A 15,556-nucleotide genomic window follows, 5' to 3' on the forward strand; every position below is an offset into this window, starting at 1 on the left:
ACATGAAAGTAAAAGAAAATTTTAACCTAAAAAAACATAATACATTAGCTTTAGACTGTTTTTGCGACCAATTTATTTTGGTTGAGAACTTACACGATGTGGAGCAAATCGTTCCATTTGTTGGGAAGCAAGGTATCTTTGTTCTGGGTTCAGGAAGCAATATTGTTCTGACAAAAAACATAGAAAAGCCTGTGGTTCATCTGACTTCCAGATTTCATGCCAGAGTGGCCGACGGAATCACTGTTGCCTGGGCAGGCTCAAAATGGAGTGATTTTGTTATGTGGGCTGCAAAAAAAGGACTTGGCGGCATTGAAAATCTGGCTGCAATTCCCGGAACAGTTGGCGGAGCTCCTGAACAGAACATAGGTGCTTATGGTGTTGAAGTTAAGGATACAATCGTTTGGGTCGAAGTTTTCAACTATCGTACCAATGTTTTCCAAAGGCTCAGCAATGCAGAGTGTCGATTTATGTATCGAAGTAGTATTTTCAGAGAAACTGAGAACCCTTGGATTATTACCAGAGTCGCTTTTGAGTTAAGACCAAACTCTGAAAAGAACCTGTCTTATGATGGTATTAAAGCTGAATTGAAATCACGAGATATTCTTGATCCATCGTATCTAGATATTGCAAATGCAGTTACAGCCATCAGACAAAGAAAATTACCCGATTATACAGAGTTGCCAAATGTCGGAAGCTTTTATAAGAACCCAATTATTGATGAAAAACAATATAAAAAGTTATCCAGAAAATACGATGATATTGTTGCCTACCCTCTTGAAAACAACCACTTTAGGTTAAGCGCAGCTTGGCTATTGGAAAAATGTGGCTTTAAAGGACATCGTATGCATGAGTGCGGGTTTTCTGATAAACATGCTTTAGTTTTAGTTAATTATGGCAATGCAACCGGCAGAGAAATCATCAGTTTGAGTAAAGAAGCCATTCGATCTGTGAACCAAAAATTTAAAATTAAGCTAAAGGTTGAACCGCAGGTTGTATAAAGCTTGAAGCTAACTTGTATTTTATAGGTTTTCGAGTAAATAACACCTTTCTAAAAGAAAATCACAACCTTGTTCCTGAAACTTTGGTTCTTCATTAATAATGTCGATTTCTTCGAGTAATCTAATATTGAAATAATCTTTATAAAACTGATTCACTTTCTCAATTGTTGTAGAAAATGGAGGGCCAGTTGGACCTCTTTTTTTCTCAAACTCTAATGTAATCAACAAAGTTTTTACATTTTCATTAAATAACTCATACATTTTCTTAGTATATCTTTTCGCAATATCATCGGGTAATGCGATAAATGCAGCTCGATCATAAACAGCTTTGGTGTTTTCAAGCATATCGTGGTTCAAATTAAAAAAATCACCTTGATAAATCCGAATATTTTGATATTCATAATGAACAAACTTCTCTTCAAATATTTTGGTAAAATTAATTTGATTTTCTGCAAAGAGTTGTTCAACTGCCAATTCACTTAATTCCACACCAATAACTTTATAGCCCAAGTCATTTAACCAAAGCATGTCTATACTTTTGCCACAAAGCGGAACAAAAACTGTATCGCCTTTTTCTAAGGATAAAGAATTGAGATACTTTATCAATAAAGGATGAACTGAATTCTTATGAAATCCGGTTTGATTATTTTGCCACTTTTCCAGCCAAAAATCTTTTTGCATTATTATGTGTTTCCGCTATTGAATTAAATAGATTGCTCGTATATTCTAATGCCAATTAAAAAACAGAACCATAAAGTGACAAAAAACTTACCAAATATTTTAACCGTTTCCAGAGTTGCTCTCATACCGGTGATGATATTGTTTTTTTATTTGCCCTTTGAGTGGAATCGAATAGCTGCTTGTACTGTTTTCTTCTTCGCTTCTATCACAGATTTTTTTGATGGATATTTTGCTAGGAAACACAAAACATATTCTCGATTCGGAGCTTTTTTAGATCCTGTCGCCGATAAAATTACAGTCACAACAGCTTTAGTCATCCTTTTACAAGATCACCCTACTATTTTAATGATGATTGCTACCACAGTGATTATCGGACGTGAAATTACTATTTCAGCACTCCGAGAATGGATGGCTGAATTAGGTGAAAGAACAGCAGTTAATGTGGCATTCATCGGCAAAGTGAAAACATTGTTTCAGATGTTCGCAATCGGTTTTTTACTCTACGAGAGGGACTTATGGGGCATGCCTGTTTATATCATCGGGCTGACTCTTTTATACATTGCAGCAGCTTTAACTTTATGGTCAATGTATGTTTATTTAAGAGCGGCTTGGCCGATGATGAAAGAGACAATATAGATTCTCAAATAAAGTCAAAATAAACACTTTTTTTGAAACTTAATTGTTGACAAATCAACTTCTCAATATAAAATGTGCAAACTCTTTTGCGGGAATAGCTCAGTTGGTAGAGCACAACCTTGCCAAGGTTGGGGTCGCGAGTTCGAGTCTCGTTTCCCGCTCCAAATTTCAGTGCAAATGCAAGCACTATTCAGTTTTAAAATATCAACTACCAGTGATAATTTTTAACGAAAAAAGGGCTGGATGGTAGAGTGGCTATACAGCGGTTTGCAAAACCGTGGACACCAGTTCGAATCTGGTTCCAGCCTCCATTTTCAGCAACAAATTGTACCCTGCCCGGGTGGCGAAACTGGTAGACGCAAGGGACTTAAAATCCCTCGGTGGTAACACCGTGCCGGTTCGACTCCGGCCCCGGGCACCATTTATTTACCATTCTTTATTTCTTAACAACTCTACTCCTCTGTACCAACCCCTGACCTCAGAAATACTCGAATCGTTGGGAAAATCTCTCAGGATTTCTTCCAATAACGCAACCGCTTTGTCTTTGGTTTCCGGTTGGTTATAAAGCACTTGAGCTAAAGTAAAATAGTTTGGAACAATGTCAGCATGATAAGGGTACTTTTTATGAAACTCTCTCACTAAAGTTGGAATATATTGATTCTTGTTATTATTAACAGCATAGCTAACAAGTTCTCTAACATCATCCGGTTTGTGTTCAATAAAAGACTGCCCAGAATCCAAATGATCTCGAAATAGATTAAATGCTTTTCTAGGTTCGTTTAATTCCAGAAGATGATGTATTTTATAGGCAACTTCCTTATTCGTTGGACTGTAAAGTTTTTGCTGCATCGCTCGTTTATAGAGACCTTGTAAAGTAGCTCCTCTGTCACCTTCTTTTTGTTGTTGAATAATAATTGCCAGAGCTCGGTCTTCATCGTCATTATCAAGCAGATTTCTGATAGTTTCATAAGCAGGATTTTCCGGCTTTTTCTCAATATTGATATAATCATTATCTGTATGTTTAATACCAATACCTGCTAAATCAAATTGATAGCGTTTCTGAAAAACGATATACCCCATAATGTGAAAATTTAAAATCAGAAATGAAAACTCTATAAAGCTGGAAACAATTCCATCAATAAAAACAGGGAAATATTTGAAGACAAAAGGATTGATAATAATCTCATGCAAGAAAATCGTAAACAACCAAAAACCGACAAATAACAAATAGGAAATATGGGTGGTTTTAATCACTCTGAAAATATTGATTGGGTTGAGAGCAAATAACAACGAATTCGTCAAAGCTAAACTCATATAAACCGCTGGAGTCACAAAAGCGGTCGCACTAAGCACATAGTACCTATACGCAGCATTGACTCCTTTATACTCCATATATCTGAGCGTTCCTTCAACCAATAATGCAATCACAAAAACCTTAACCGCAATAGCGTTAGTGACCAGATAATTCTGCCGAACTTCATGGGGAGACATATCACCGGCAGCGACATAAGCCAGGATGTCAAATGCCAATTTATAAACCATCATCATGATAGCAACATTACCAAATAAATACAGCAAAGGAGAAAGCGGATAAAGCAGATAGAACAATGAAAAAACCGCCAAGAATGGCATCACCTGCCAGCTAAAAAGATAACTGATAAAATAATGTAAGTTAAAGATAAATAGCTTTTTGGTGTTGATAATTTGTTTTCTATTTTCAGTCATATTTCGGTCAATTTACTATCTTTGGAGCTTTCTCAATTAGTTTCAACCCCTTATACCATGATAATATCTCAGGCATATATCGGTCATTCGGATAATCTTCGATTAAAGTAAGCAATAACTCTTTTGCTTTGGCTCTTGTTTTTCTATTTTTATAGAGCACCTGAACCAGAGAAAAGTAATTCCTCACAATATCTTCATGGTAAGGGTATTTTTCATGAAACCCTCTGACAAAATGTGCAACATGTTCCGTTTGATTGGTAATCATAGCATATTGAACTAATCGGCTAATGTCAAATGCGGCGACTTCGGTGTATTCATTTCCAGATTTGATATGATTGATTACAAGATGAAATGCTTCTCTGCGTTTATTCGCATTGAGATATGTATGAGCTCTGTCTGCGACATCCATATTGGTTGGAGTGTATTTTTTTCTGGTTTCAGCCTGTTGTTTTAACTCCTCTAATTCAGGGCTATAATCCCCGTTTCTCTGTAAATCGGCAATCAAATTGAGGGCATTATCAAACTCATGAAAGCGAATATGTTTTTTTACTTCCTCGTGAGTGGTGACTATTTTATTGTACTTAACTTTTAAAATATCATCATCAATATTCTTGAAGCCCAAATATTCAAGGTCGTATAAATATCTGTTTTGAAAAACCAGATATCCCATAATATGAAAATTTATAATCAGGAGTAAAAACTTAAAGAAAACCGACACCACTTGATTGGCAAAAACAGGTAAATATTCATAAGCATAAATATTAATTACGGAATCATATAACTTTGAAGCTCCAAACCAAAATAGTACAAACACAATATACGAAGAAAACGAAGCACCAATTACTTTTATCAAAACTCTTGGGTGGAAAGCTAATAATAAAGAGTCAGTTAGTGCCAAAACCATGAATATAGCTGGCGTTATAAATGTTGTTAATATCTGAAAGGAATACGCCACTTGCTCTCCATAACCTTTCTCAGCTATCAGGAACAATATCATTTCTATCATCAGGCTTAGAAAAGCAACTTTTAGAAATACTTCATCACTAACAGGATAGCTCTTATCAAACAATGGAGACATATTCCCTCTTGCTGATTCAACAAGTACCTCAAATGCAAAGTTGTAAAACAACGCCAGAAAAACAAGGTTTACTAAATATGAAATTATTATGGTGTAATTATTTGTATCAAGGTGAATGGAAAATATTGAATAGAAGATGAGCGTAAATACAACTTGTCCACTCAAGGCAAAGCGAATAAAGTACCAAATATTAAAAAGAAAGAACTTTCTGGTATCAATATAGGCTTCCTTTTTAGCCATAGTTTGATTCTACAAAATCATTCATAATCTGTAAGAATTCATCAGCGATATTTTCACCTCGAAGCGTGTGTGTTTTTTTGCCTTGAATAAACACTGGTGCCGTTGGTGCTTCGCCGGTTCCAGGCAATGATATGCCAATATCCGCATGTTTGCTTTCCCCAGGACCATTGACAATACAACCCATAACGGCGACATTCATATTTTCTACACCGGGATATTGAATCCGCCATTGCGGCATTTTGACACGAATAAACTCTGTGGTTTTCTTTGCCAATTCCTGAAAAAACGTGCTGGTCGTTCGACCACAACCGGGACAGGCCGTCACCATTGGCGTAAAAGATTTCAAACCCATGGTTTGTAAAAGCTGCTGAGCGACTATGACCTCCTCAGTCCGGGATTGATTCGGCTCAGGCGTGAGAGAAATTCGAATGGTATCCCCTATTCCTTGTTGTAAAAGAATACTTAAAGCAGCAGTCGAAGCTACTATTCCTTTCGAACCCATACCGGCTTCGGTTAATCCCAAGTGCAAAGGATAACTACATCGTTGAGCTAGCTTTTGATAAATATTGATTAACGGCTGAACACCGCTGACCTTGCAGGAAATAATAATTTTATCTGCACTCAATCCGAGTTCTTCAGCTTGTTTGGCACTTTCCAGTGCCGATACAATCAACGCTTCTTCCATCACATCCTGTGCCTCATGAGGTTCGTCCAACTGATTGTTTTCATCCATCATTTTTGCCAGTAGTTTCTGATCAAGACTTCCCCAATTAGCTCCTATGCGAACCGGTTTGTCATTTTTAATGGCAATTTCAATGATTTGAGCAAACTGCGTGTCTTTCTTCTTGCCAAAACCAACATTTCCCGGATTTATGCGGTATTTTGCCAGCTTTTCAGCACATTTGGGATATTTTGAAAGCAATACGTGACCGTTATAATGAAAATCGCCAATCACAGGAACATTGCAACCGGCAGCACCAAGCCGATCAATAATTTCAGGAATGGCTGCTGCAGCCTCTTCTTTATCAACTGTCACACGAACCAACTGTGAACCCGCTTGCCAAAGTTGATAAATCTGCTCAACAGTTGACTGAACATCGGCTGTATCGGTATTGGTCATGGATTGCACTATCACTTCATTGCCACCGACAATGCAATCACCGACTCTGACCGGAATTCTGGATAAGTTTTTCATTATTATGATTCGCTAGGTTGTTTGATTAAAGCTAAAAGCTGTGAATATCTCTGTGCTCCAATTATACTTCGTGACAGCATAATTGACACCGATTTTGTTGAACCTTTGAGCCAGATAAACAGATATCCTCGCGTTATCCAATAATCTTTAACAGAGACGTCATGCTGGTTTTGACCTTGCTTACAAATCCATTGATTTTGTTGATTCACCCAAAATTCCGCACCATAATTTGAACTGATTTTCCGTGATAGAAAGTAGAAAATAACAACCAAAACAATCTCAATAGCAACTAAAAGCCAACCTCGAAGTCCTGCAAAAAGCATAAAAATCATTTGGAAAATGATGAAAATTTGCCCGAATCGGTTCAAGTTCAGAAATTCATTGCTCTTAATTTTAAGCATTAAACTTTATCAGCTAATTTCGGATTGATTTTATGAACCAGCTGTTTATCATTCTCGTTTTCAGGTATTAAATGACCACAAAACCAATCCCAAAGCAATGTGTCTTGATTATCTAGTAGCCGGTCAAACTCTATTAGTTCTTCATCTGACATTTGTTCATAATGGCTATCCATAAAGCGGATTAAAATCACATCCAGCTCTTTAGTTCCTCGACGACAACGCCATTGCAGATAGCCTTTTTTGAGTCTTTCACTCATAAATCCACCAGTTTTCCGGGGTTTATAACATTATTTGGGTCAAACACTTGCTTGATTTGCTTCATGATTTCTATTTCAGCATCACTTCGAGTGTAACCCAGATAGGGTTTTTTAATCAAGCCGACACCATGTTCCGCCGAAACACTGCCTTTCATGTCCTGTATCAAACCATAAACATGTTTATTAACATCTTCACAAGCGGACTTAAATTCAGCAATGGTCATTTCCTCAGATTTGATAATATTCAAATGCAAATTACCATCACCAATATGGCCAAACCAGACCAGTTCAAAATCAGGATAATATTCATTAACCAAAACATCTAAACGATTCATAAACTCAGGAACTTGCGAAACTTTTACTGAAATATCATTTTTATAAGGCGAAAAATGAGCAATTGATTCACTGATTCCTTCACGGTATTGCCAGAATTGTTCGGCTTGTTCTAACGATTGACTAATCAGCCCGTCGACAATGTCACCGTTTTCCATACCTTGTTCAAAGACTTGCATAACCGCTTCCTCTGAACTTTGTTCAGGATTGTCAAACTCACACAAAACATAGCATGGAGCTTCATCTTCAAATAGCCTTTCCAGCTGCCGGTGGCTGCAAACATGTTTCAAGGCGATATCGGTGAAAAACTCATAGGCTGATAAGGTTAAATGCTTTTTCGCTAACGTAAATACTCTCATAACAGCATCAAGAGATGATAAAGCTAGCAACATGACACTCTGTTCAAGCGGTGGCTTGACCAATTGTATAGTTGCTTCTGTGATAATTCCAAGAGTTCCTTCAGACCCAATAAACAAATGACGTAAATCATAGCCTGTAGCGTTCTTAATCAAACCATTGTTAAGTTCCAGAACATCACCTTTTCCGGTAACCACTTTCAAGCCAACAATGGAATCACGTGTCATTCCATAACGCAAAACACGAATCCCTCCGGCATTTGTTGCGATATTTCCACCAATCTGACTAGAACCGCTTGAGGCAAAATCCACCGGATAGAACAATCCTTTTTCTTCGGCATAATTTTGAAGCTGTTCGGTAATCACACCGGATTGAACAGTTACCTGAGCATCGTGCTGATTAAATTCGACAATATTTCGCATTTTTTCCATTGATACAACGACTTCTCCCTGAGTTGCAAAAGCTCCGGCGCTATAACCGGTACGTCCACCTGAAGGAACGATTTTAAAATTGTGCTGATTGGCGAGCAGAATTAACTTTTGTATATGCTCTGTGGTTTTCGGAAAAACAACACAACAAGCATTCACTTCATGAAATCGTGTCCAGTCACGACCGTAATTGAGTAAATCATCCAGTTCGGTCGAAAGCTCTATATTAGCAATCTCTAATTTTATGCAATTAATAATTTCAGATATATCCATGAACGGTTACAATAGTCGCGTCAAAGTTCCAATTATCGAAGATTATGAGCAAACTGTCATTAAGTAAAGAGAAAATAAAAGTAGTTTTATTGGAAGGTGTCCACCCTTTGGCGGAAGAATTGTTCCGAAAAGATGGTTATAACAATGTTCATTATCTGAAAGATTCACCTGAGCCGGAAGCTCTGAAAGAACTGCTTTCAGATGCTCATATCCTTGGAATTCGCTCCAGAACATTTCTCACCGATGATATATTAAGTGCCTGTGATAAATTGATGGCGATCGGCACATTTTGCATTGGCACCAACCAAATCAACTTGGAAATTGCAAAAAAACAAGGGATTCCGGTTTTTAATGCACCATTTTCAAACACTCGATCCGTTGCTGAACTGGTTTTGGCAGAAATCATCTTCTTAATGCGTGGAATTCCGCAGAAAAATGCGGCCGCTCACCGTGGAGAATGGCAAAAAACCGCCTCGAACTCTTATGAAATTCGTAATAAAAAACTGGGAATAGTTGGATTTGGACATATTGGTTCTCAACTTGGCGTCCTCGCGGAATCTATGGGAATGCAGGTTTATTTTTACGATATTGAAAACAAACTGCCGATGGGAAATGCAAAGGATTTGGAGTCTCTGGAACAGCTTTTATCTGAAGTTGACGTGCTTAGCTTACACGTTCCTTCAACTCCTGAAACCCACAATATGATTGGCAAGAAACAATTACAAAAGATGAAGCCAAACAGCTATCTCATCAACGCTGCCAGAGGCGATGTGGTAGTGATTGAGGATTTGATTGATGCTTTGGAGTCCGGTCATCTTCAAGGAGCAGCTTTAGATGTTTTCCCCGAAGAACCGGGAAGCAATCTAGAACCATTCACCTCGGAACTGATAAAATATGATCAGGTGATTATCACTCCGCATATTGGTGGAAGCACTCAGGAAGCACAGGTCAACATTGCCAATGAAGTGGCAAACAAACTGATTAAATACTCAAATAACGGCAGCACTTCTTCCGCTGTCAACTTCCCGCAAGTTTCTTTGCCTGAACTTGTCGAGGGGCGAAGTCGTATCATGCATATTCATGAAAATAAACCAGGTGTTTTAGAAAAAGTAAACCATGTGTTTTCAGTGTTAGGCATGAATATTTCGGCACTTCATTTACAAACCGAAGGTGAAATTGGTTATGTGATTTTGGATGTGAACGGCACTGATGTTGATGATTTGAAAAATAATTTGGAGCAAATTGACGGAACCGTTCGTGTTCGTATTCTGCATGGAAGTTAACTAGTGGATAAAGGCAAAATTTCAGGAATTATTTTAGTTGTAATTGTCGCTGGAATTGCGACACTAATTGCTCAAATCCCGGCAGTAAAATCTCTAGCAATCAGTCCGCTTGTGATTGGAATTGCTTTGGGAATCGTGATTGCAAATACCGTAAGAAGTAAAATTCCGCAATCGTGGTTAACCGGAGTGTTATTTTCGGCAAAAACATTGCTGAGAATAGCGATTGTGTTTTACGGATTTCGTATCACTTTTCAGCAAATCGCAGAAATTGGTTTAGAGGGGTTATTAGTTTCAATCATCATGCTCACAAGCACTATGATTATTGGTACTTTGGTTGGTATTAAACTTCTAAAACTGGATCGAGACACTTCCATCCTGGTCGCCTCAGGGAGTGCGGTATGCGGTGCAGCAGCTGTTCTGGCAACCGAAGATGTGCTCAAATCCGAAGCCTACAAAACCGCAATTGCTGTAGGAACGGTGGTATTATTCGGTACGATTTCCATGTTTCTCTACCCTATTCTATTTAAAACCGGAATCTTAAATATGCAAGCCACTCAATATGGGCTCTATGTCGGCGGTAGCGTGCATGAAGTGGCTCAAGTTGTTGCTGCAGGTGGTGCGATTGATGCCGCTGCAAGCGATACAGCAGTGATTGTTAAAATGACCCGTGTGATGCTAATCGCTCCGATGTTGTTGATTCTCGGTTGGATATTGGCTAAAACACAAAATCACTCTTCAGATACCAAATCAAAAATAGTCATTCCGTGGTTTGCTGTGTTATTTATTGCAGTAGCAGGATTTCACTCTTTGCACTTGCTCCCGCAAAATATCGTCAGTTCAATCAATCACGCGGATACATTTTTACTGACAATGGCAATGTCTGCTCTCGGAATTGAAACTCATCTTTCAAAATTCAAACAAGCCGGATTAAAGCCAGTCCTGTTGGCTTTGATTATATTTGCTTGGTTACTATTTGGCGGATATTTTGTAGTATTGAGTTTAAGTTGAATTAGGTTATTAACTTCTTAACTCAATAATTATTGGTGGAATTTCAGGCTTTTCATTCGAAAAATCAATATTACTTAACAATTTTTCTGATGCTTCTTTTGCATCCTGTTCAGAGGAAGCGTGAATAGTTGCTATCGGTGTTTGAGAATCAACAAAGTCACCAATATGAGCAAAATCACTCAATCCAACCGAGTAATCAATTGAATCTGTTGCAACTTTTCTTCCTCCACCTAAATCCACCACAGCCATGCCGATTTCGCGACAATTCATGGATGTTATAAAACCTGACTGTTTGGGAAATACTTTTTTAATAACAGGAGCTTGTGGCAAGTATTTGGCTGAGTTATCGACAAAATCATTTGGACCTCCATGAGCAGAAACCATTTTGGCAAAAATCTCCGCAGCCTGACCATTTTGTAAAACTTTTTCGACTTGCAAAATACCTTGCTGATTGTTTTCAGCGAGATTTCCTATCACTAACATATTTGCACAAATATTTGTGACCAGTTCATGAAGCACTCTTTCTTGTTTGACACCTGTTAAATAATCAATGGTTTCCTGAACCTCGAGAGCATTTCCGGCAGTGTAACCAATAACCTGACTCATATCGGTGATTAAAGCTCTGGTGTTCACTGTGGAAACAGCAACAATCGTCTCAGCCAGTTCCTTTGCCATACCCAAACTTTCTGCAAATGCTCCACTGCCACATTTAATATCCATAACTAAACCATCCAGGTCTTCAGCAAGTTTTTTGGAAAGAATAGATGCAGTAATCAGAGGAATACAATCGACGGTTGCGGTAATATCACGGGTTGCATAAAAGCGTTTGTCAGCCGGAGCTAAGTTCGCCGTTTGTCCAATGATTGAACAACCGATGCTTTTAACAATTTGTCTGAATTTTGAGTTATCAGGAGTTGTACTATATCCCGGAATGGACTCCAATTTATCCAAAGTTCCGCCAGTATGACCCAATCCACGTCCTGAAATCATTGGTACATAACCACCACAAGCTGCAATAATTGGCGCCAGCATCAAACTGATTTTATCACCAACACCACCGGTTGAATGTTTATCCAAAACCGGACCATTGAGATTTTCATTCTGCCATGAAATCACTTCACCTGAGTTCAACATACTTGTTGTCAGATGAACAGTTTCATCGGGTGTCATTCCACGAAAATAAATGGACATTGCCAAAGCGGCAATTTGACCTTCGCTCACTGAGTGATTTACCACGCCACGAATAAAATACTCAATCTCGTCTTTGCGGAGGATATTACCGTCACGCTTCTTTCTGATGATTTCCTGAGGTAAGAACTTCATTTAATTTATTGTTATAACTATTTATTTTACAAGGAATTTTATTATCATGATTGCATCATAATTTATTTCCGGAATAAATCAAATAATTAATCACAAATTAAGATAATTATCCTCTATAAGCCAATTTATAAACACCTGTTAAAATTAACAAACATACAAGAAAAGAACTAATGTCGTGAGAAATAAAATGAGCGCCACGAAGCTGTTGTACGACTCCAAACACAACCCCAAGAGTGATCCCAAATAATAGAGCCTTATTTTTCAAATGATGGTTATTAACCTTTAAATAGTAAAAAAATACAATTCCACTATACCCAATACCGGCATGACTGGCGGGAAAACAATGTTTTGATGTAAGGCTAGTTTCGGAATATTCAAACAATGAAAAGAAAGGTTTATCACCACCATATCTGAGCAAGTCCCAAGGACAATCTGCATCAAATATTTGTTTGAGTATAGCTATAGAAGCAACACACAATACAACTGAAATCAAAACTACAGTCAAATCATAAATATTTTGCTTGTCAGCTTGATTGCGGTACATTTCAAACAAGGAATATATTAAAAAAAGAAATATAACAATTACAAGATAGCGTGCGCCTTTATGCATAATTGTTTCCGTCCAGAAAGCATATTTTAAATCCCAATTTGTAAGCTGATAAATTTGGTCAGCTAGCACAAAATCTATATTAAAACTTTTGACAACAATCAGTAACAAGATACATGCTGAAATTAATAGAATTTCAGTTTTTCCAACAGTGTAACTAGTTCGATTATTAGTCAAAGATTCACTGTTTTGATTGACATTGATAGAAAATATCTCTGGATTGATCATAGTATTCTGTTTGTATTTGAGCTATGCCAAGCATAGAGTGAAAGAAATTGTCGTGAGATAAACGGATATCTTTACCTGTTAGTAAACATTGAAAATCGAGTGAAGTTGACTCTTGCAAAGAGTCTGACAACCAAATGATAAATGGAACTTTTGTTTGCTCATTTGGTGCAAACATATAAGGTGTTCCATGCAGATAAAGATTGTTTTCACCAAGAGATTCACCGTGATCTGACAGGTAAATCATTGTTGTTAAAGTATCTTTTGGAAGTTTCTCCAGTAATTTAATGGCAGAATCAATGATATAATCAGCATAAAGGATTGTATTATCGTAGCTGTTATCGATTTCCTGCTTTTCACATTTTTGAAGTTGAATATCTTGACATGTTGGTTGAAAAACTTCGAACCGCTTTGGATAACGCAAGTAATATGCCGGTCCGTGGCTTCCTTTAGGATGAAGAACATAAACTTGATTATTAGGATTTTGGGTGATTTTTTCATACAAGTCTTTAAACAGAATTTCATCATAGCACTCTTCTTCATTGCATAATGAATTTCCATCATCCATTGTTAAGTCCAGAAAGTCTTCCTGTTTGCAGATTCCCTTACAACCGGTATTATTATCACGCCATTGAACATCAAATCCTGCGCTTTTGAAAAAATCCAGTAAAGAGTCAGTATTTTTAGCAATTTTGTGGCTGTAATTAGCTTGATCTAAATGTGAAAACAGACATGGTAATGATGTTGCAGTATTGGTTCCGCAAGATGCTGTATTGGTAAAATTCACAATATCATGTCGTTCTTTAAGGTTTGGGTTGGTTTCTCTTTGATAGCCATTCAAGGAAAAACGATCGGCTCTTGCCGTTTCGCCAATAATTAAAAAATAAACCTGTTTCTTATCTTTAAACGAATCTCGCTGTGTCGCGTCGCTTGCAATTGGATTGTACGGAATTTTTGCTGAGTTAAATTGTTCTCCAGCGTATGAAATTAGAGCAAAAATAAAGTTTGTTGGCAGAATGACATGGGACAAATTTCTATTATTTCTCGCGATTGATGCAAATGAAGCATAATTCAGATAAATGACTAAAAGTATCACAGCAATTGATATCGCCATAGACTTTATCTTTGTAAACAAGAAGTTACGATATGTTATTCTTGTACTTTTAAGTTTATAAACCAAGTATGATGGCAGAATTCCAAGTAAAAAAAGTACGAATATTAAACCTGAACTAATTAAATCCTTTCCCTCCGAAGAGCTAGTTTCCATCACATTCCGGACCATTTCCTTGTCAATAACAATGTTATATTGATAAATGAAATAAAAGGATGCTGATGCAATGAGGAAAATTAAAATATAAAAAAGTTTATAGCTTTTTTGCCATGTAAAAAGGCTGAGAATCAGGTTGATAACAGCAACCAAAAAAACAAAAATAGCAGCAAATAGAAAATAATCACTTGCTGTTTCAGGTTTTATTATTTGATAAGTTTCTTTCCAAAAAGCTATATTGTATAGAATGACAAAAAGAAAACTTGCAAGCAGGTTCAGTTGCCAGATTTTAAAATGTGAATATTTCACTCATATTTATTATTGTAAGTTCTCTATTAGAGAATCAAACGAGTGAAATCAATCGTTAAAATTTAACTTTTTTGCTTTTTAATAAACTCTGTTAATAATGTTTTGAATGTTTGAGCAGCAATCTCCGCACACTTCATGGTTTGAGCATGTGAAAGCTCTTCAGAATCCATTCCCGCTGCAAAGTTGGTAATCACGGATAATGCCATCACTTTGAGTTGTTGATGCCTCGCAAGGATGGTTTCCGGAACGGTGGACATACCGGCAGCATTCACTCCAAGGATTCTCAAAGCATTGATTTCCGCCGGAGTTTCAAATTGTGGTCCGCACATCCAAGCATAAACTCCCTGGCCTAATTCGATTTTGTGTTGTTCAGCAATGTGCAACATTTCTTCCCGCAGTTCTTCATCATATGCATTAACCATGTTTACGAAACGATTATTGCCTGTTTCAGAAAATAATGGCGAAACACCGGTAAAGTTGATGTAATCATTTATCAGCATCACAGAACCAGGTGGTTTGTTTGTATCTAAAGAACCGGCAGCATTGGTGAGAATAATCATTTCACAACCCAACTCCTTAAAGCAATGAATCGGCGTTCTCATAGCCTCAGCCTGAGCATTTTCGTAATAATGAACTCTACCCTGCATGGCGATAATTTCTACTCCTTCGACTTTGCCCAAAATCAATTTTCCGGCATGTCCGGCGACTCCGGATTGCGGAAAACCATCTAAATCTGCGTAAGAAATTTCACGAATTTTATCAATCGAATCGGCAAACTCACCCAAGCCTGATCCTAAAACGAGTGCAATTTGCGGTTGAAAACCAGGTGCTACAGACCTGATATGCTCTGTACTTTTCATATAAAATTATTAATGTAATTGATTGAATTTTAACAAAACAATCATCTGAATAAAATTGAATGCATCTAATTA

At 37.3% G+C, this 15,556-nt stretch carries 15 protein-coding genes and 3 tRNA genes; 7 read left to right on the forward strand and 11 right to left on the reverse strand.

Annotation, left to right across the window (positions count from 1 at the left end; all coding sequences use genetic code 11):
• Window positions 1-2: 2 nt before the first annotated feature.
• Window positions 3-998: a UDP-N-acetylmuramate dehydrogenase gene (gene murB, locus R3F25_00550; GenBank protein MEZ5495319.1), complete on the forward strand. Its 996-nt coding sequence runs from the start codon at window positions 3-5 to the stop codon at window positions 996-998.
• 21 nt (window positions 999-1,019) lie between these two features.
• Here murB and R3F25_00555 read toward each other — a convergent pair whose 3' ends face one another.
• Complete coding sequence (locus R3F25_00555) at window positions 1,020-1,679, reverse strand: thiopurine S-methyltransferase (protein MEZ5495320.1); 660 nt, start codon at window positions 1,677-1,679, stop codon at window positions 1,020-1,022.
• A gap of 75 nt (window positions 1,680-1,754) precedes the next feature.
• Here R3F25_00555 and pgsA point away from each other — a divergent pair, with 75 nt between their 5' ends.
• The 4 genes from pgsA to R3F25_00575 all read left to right on the forward strand — a co-directional run bounded on the left by pgsA (window position 1,755) and on the right by R3F25_00575 (window position 2,736).
• The gene (pgsA, locus tag R3F25_00560) at window positions 1,755-2,315 is read left to right on the forward strand and encodes a CDP-diacylglycerol--glycerol-3-phosphate 3-phosphatidyltransferase (protein MEZ5495321.1); all 561 of its coding nucleotides are present in this window, start codon (window positions 1,755-1,757) and stop codon (window positions 2,313-2,315) included.
• 88 nt (window positions 2,316-2,403) lie between these two features.
• A tRNA-Gly gene (locus R3F25_00565) sits at window positions 2,404-2,479 on the forward strand.
• Window positions 2,480-2,552: 73 nt separating this feature from the next.
• A tRNA-Cys gene (locus R3F25_00570) sits at window positions 2,553-2,626 on the forward strand.
• Between the two features lie 23 nt (window positions 2,627-2,649).
• Window positions 2,650-2,736: transfer RNA gene (locus tag R3F25_00575), tRNA-Leu, on the forward strand.
• Window positions 2,737-2,741: 5 nt separating this feature from the next.
• Here the strand turns inward: R3F25_00575 and R3F25_00580 are convergent.
• From R3F25_00580 to R3F25_00605, 6 genes are read right to left on the reverse strand one after another with little or no spacing between them, the layout of a single operon-like run.
• Window positions 2,742-4,040, reverse strand: a complete 1,299-nt coding sequence (locus R3F25_00580; protein ID MEZ5495322.1) for a hypothetical protein — start codon at window positions 4,038-4,040, stop codon at window positions 2,742-2,744.
• Window positions 4,041-4,047: 7 nt separating this feature from the next.
• Window positions 4,048-5,358 carry a hypothetical protein gene (locus tag R3F25_00585; protein ID MEZ5495323.1) on the reverse strand — a complete coding sequence of 437 codons (1,311 nt, stop codon included), beginning with the start codon at window positions 5,356-5,358 and terminating at the stop codon, window positions 4,048-4,050.
• Window positions 5,351-6,553 carry a flavodoxin-dependent (E)-4-hydroxy-3-methylbut-2-enyl-diphosphate synthase gene (ispG, locus tag R3F25_00590; protein MEZ5495324.1) on the reverse strand — a complete coding sequence of 401 codons (1,203 nt, stop codon included), beginning with the start codon at window positions 6,551-6,553 and terminating at the stop codon, window positions 5,351-5,353. Before ispG ends, R3F25_00585 begins: the two co-directional genes overlap by 8 nt.
• Window positions 6,554-6,555: 2 nt before the next feature.
• Entirely contained in the window at window positions 6,556-6,954 is a 399-nt protein-coding gene (locus tag R3F25_00595; protein ID MEZ5495325.1) for a hypothetical protein, read from the reverse strand.
• Window positions 6,954-7,211, reverse strand: coding sequence for a succinate dehydrogenase assembly factor 2 (locus tag R3F25_00600; GenBank protein ID MEZ5495326.1), 258 nt, complete (start codon window positions 7,209-7,211; stop codon window positions 6,954-6,956). Before R3F25_00600 ends, R3F25_00595 begins: the two co-directional genes overlap by 1 nt.
• On the reverse strand, window positions 7,208-8,602 hold the full coding sequence (locus tag R3F25_00605; protein MEZ5495327.1) for an FAD-binding oxidoreductase: 1,395 nt from the start codon (window positions 8,600-8,602) through the stop codon (window positions 7,208-7,210). Before R3F25_00605 ends, R3F25_00600 begins: the two co-directional genes overlap by 4 nt.
• A 44-nt stretch (window positions 8,603-8,646) precedes the next feature.
• On the opposite strand from R3F25_00605, the gene serA reads away from it, so the two are divergent.
• Together serA and R3F25_00615 are read left to right on the forward strand one after the other, a co-directional pair.
• The gene (gene serA, locus R3F25_00610) at window positions 8,647-9,885 is read left to right on the forward strand and encodes a phosphoglycerate dehydrogenase (protein MEZ5495328.1); all 1,239 of its coding nucleotides are present in this window, start codon (window positions 8,647-8,649) and stop codon (window positions 9,883-9,885) included.
• A 3-nt stretch (window positions 9,886-9,888) separates the two neighbouring features.
• Window positions 9,889-10,893, forward strand: a complete 1,005-nt coding sequence (locus tag R3F25_00615; GenBank protein MEZ5495329.1) for a YeiH family protein — start codon at window positions 9,889-9,891, stop codon at window positions 10,891-10,893.
• Between the two features lie 9 nt (window positions 10,894-10,902).
• Here R3F25_00615 and deoA read toward each other — a convergent pair whose 3' ends face one another.
• The 4 genes from deoA to R3F25_00635 all read right to left on the reverse strand — a co-directional run bounded on the left by deoA (window position 10,903) and on the right by R3F25_00635 (window position 15,484).
• Window positions 10,903-12,216, reverse strand: coding sequence for a thymidine phosphorylase (gene deoA, locus R3F25_00620; protein ID MEZ5495330.1), 1,314 nt, complete (start codon window positions 12,214-12,216; stop codon window positions 10,903-10,905).
• 106 nt (window positions 12,217-12,322) lie between these two features.
• The gene (locus R3F25_00625; protein ID MEZ5495331.1) at window positions 12,323-13,051 is read right to left on the reverse strand and encodes a phosphatase PAP2 family protein; all 729 of its coding nucleotides are present in this window, start codon (window positions 13,049-13,051) and stop codon (window positions 12,323-12,325) included.
• Window positions 13,005-14,624 (reverse strand): phosphoethanolamine--lipid A transferase, encoded by a 1,620-nt coding sequence (locus R3F25_00630; GenBank protein MEZ5495332.1) that lies wholly within the window; start codon window positions 14,622-14,624, stop codon window positions 13,005-13,007. The genes R3F25_00625 and R3F25_00630 overlap by 47 nt, the downstream gene beginning before the upstream one ends.
• A 62-nt stretch (window positions 14,625-14,686) precedes the next feature.
• Window positions 14,687-15,484, reverse strand: a complete 798-nt coding sequence (locus R3F25_00635; protein ID MEZ5495333.1) for a purine-nucleoside phosphorylase — start codon at window positions 15,482-15,484, stop codon at window positions 14,687-14,689.
• Window positions 15,485-15,556: the final 72 nt, after the last annotated feature.

The sequence above is a fragment of the Gammaproteobacteria bacterium genome, from assembly GCA_041395445.1.
Classification (GTDB): domain Bacteria; phylum Pseudomonadota; class Gammaproteobacteria; order Xanthomonadales; family Marinicellaceae; genus NORP309.

Coding starts and splice junctions, on each gene's coding strand:
- murB (MEZ5495319.1), top strand. CDS start 3: ATGAAAGTAAAAGAAAATTTTAACCTAAAAAAACATAATACATTAGCT.
- R3F25_00555 (MEZ5495320.1), bottom strand. CDS start 1,679: ATGCAAAAAGATTTTTGGCTGGAAAAGTGGCAAAATAATCAAACCGGA.
- R3F25_00580 (MEZ5495322.1), bottom strand. CDS start 4,040: ATGACTGAAAATAGAAAACAAATTATCAACACCAAAAAGCTATTTATC.
- R3F25_00585 (MEZ5495323.1), bottom strand. CDS start 5,358: ATGGCTAAAAAGGAAGCCTATATTGATACCAGAAAGTTCTTTCTTTTT.
- ispG (MEZ5495324.1), bottom strand. CDS start 6,553: ATGAAAAACTTATCCAGAATTCCGGTCAGAGTCGGTGATTGCATTGTC.
- R3F25_00595 (MEZ5495325.1), bottom strand. CDS start 6,954: ATGCTTAAAATTAAGAGCAATGAATTTCTGAACTTGAACCGATTCGGG.
- R3F25_00600 (MEZ5495326.1), bottom strand. CDS start 7,211: ATGAGTGAAAGACTCAAAAAAGGCTATCTGCAATGGCGTTGTCGTCGA.
- R3F25_00605 (MEZ5495327.1), bottom strand. CDS start 8,602: ATGGATATATCTGAAATTATTAATTGCATAAAATTAGAGATTGCTAAT.
- serA (MEZ5495328.1), top strand. CDS start 8,647: ATGAGCAAACTGTCATTAAGTAAAGAGAAAATAAAAGTAGTTTTATTG.
- deoA (MEZ5495330.1), bottom strand. CDS start 12,216: ATGAAGTTCTTACCTCAGGAAATCATCAGAAAGAAGCGTGACGGTAAT.
- R3F25_00625 (MEZ5495331.1), bottom strand. CDS start 13,051: ATGATCAATCCAGAGATATTTTCTATCAATGTCAATCAAAACAGTGAA.
- R3F25_00635 (MEZ5495333.1), bottom strand. CDS start 15,484: ATGAAAAGTACAGAGCATATCAGGTCTGTAGCACCTGGTTTTCAACCG.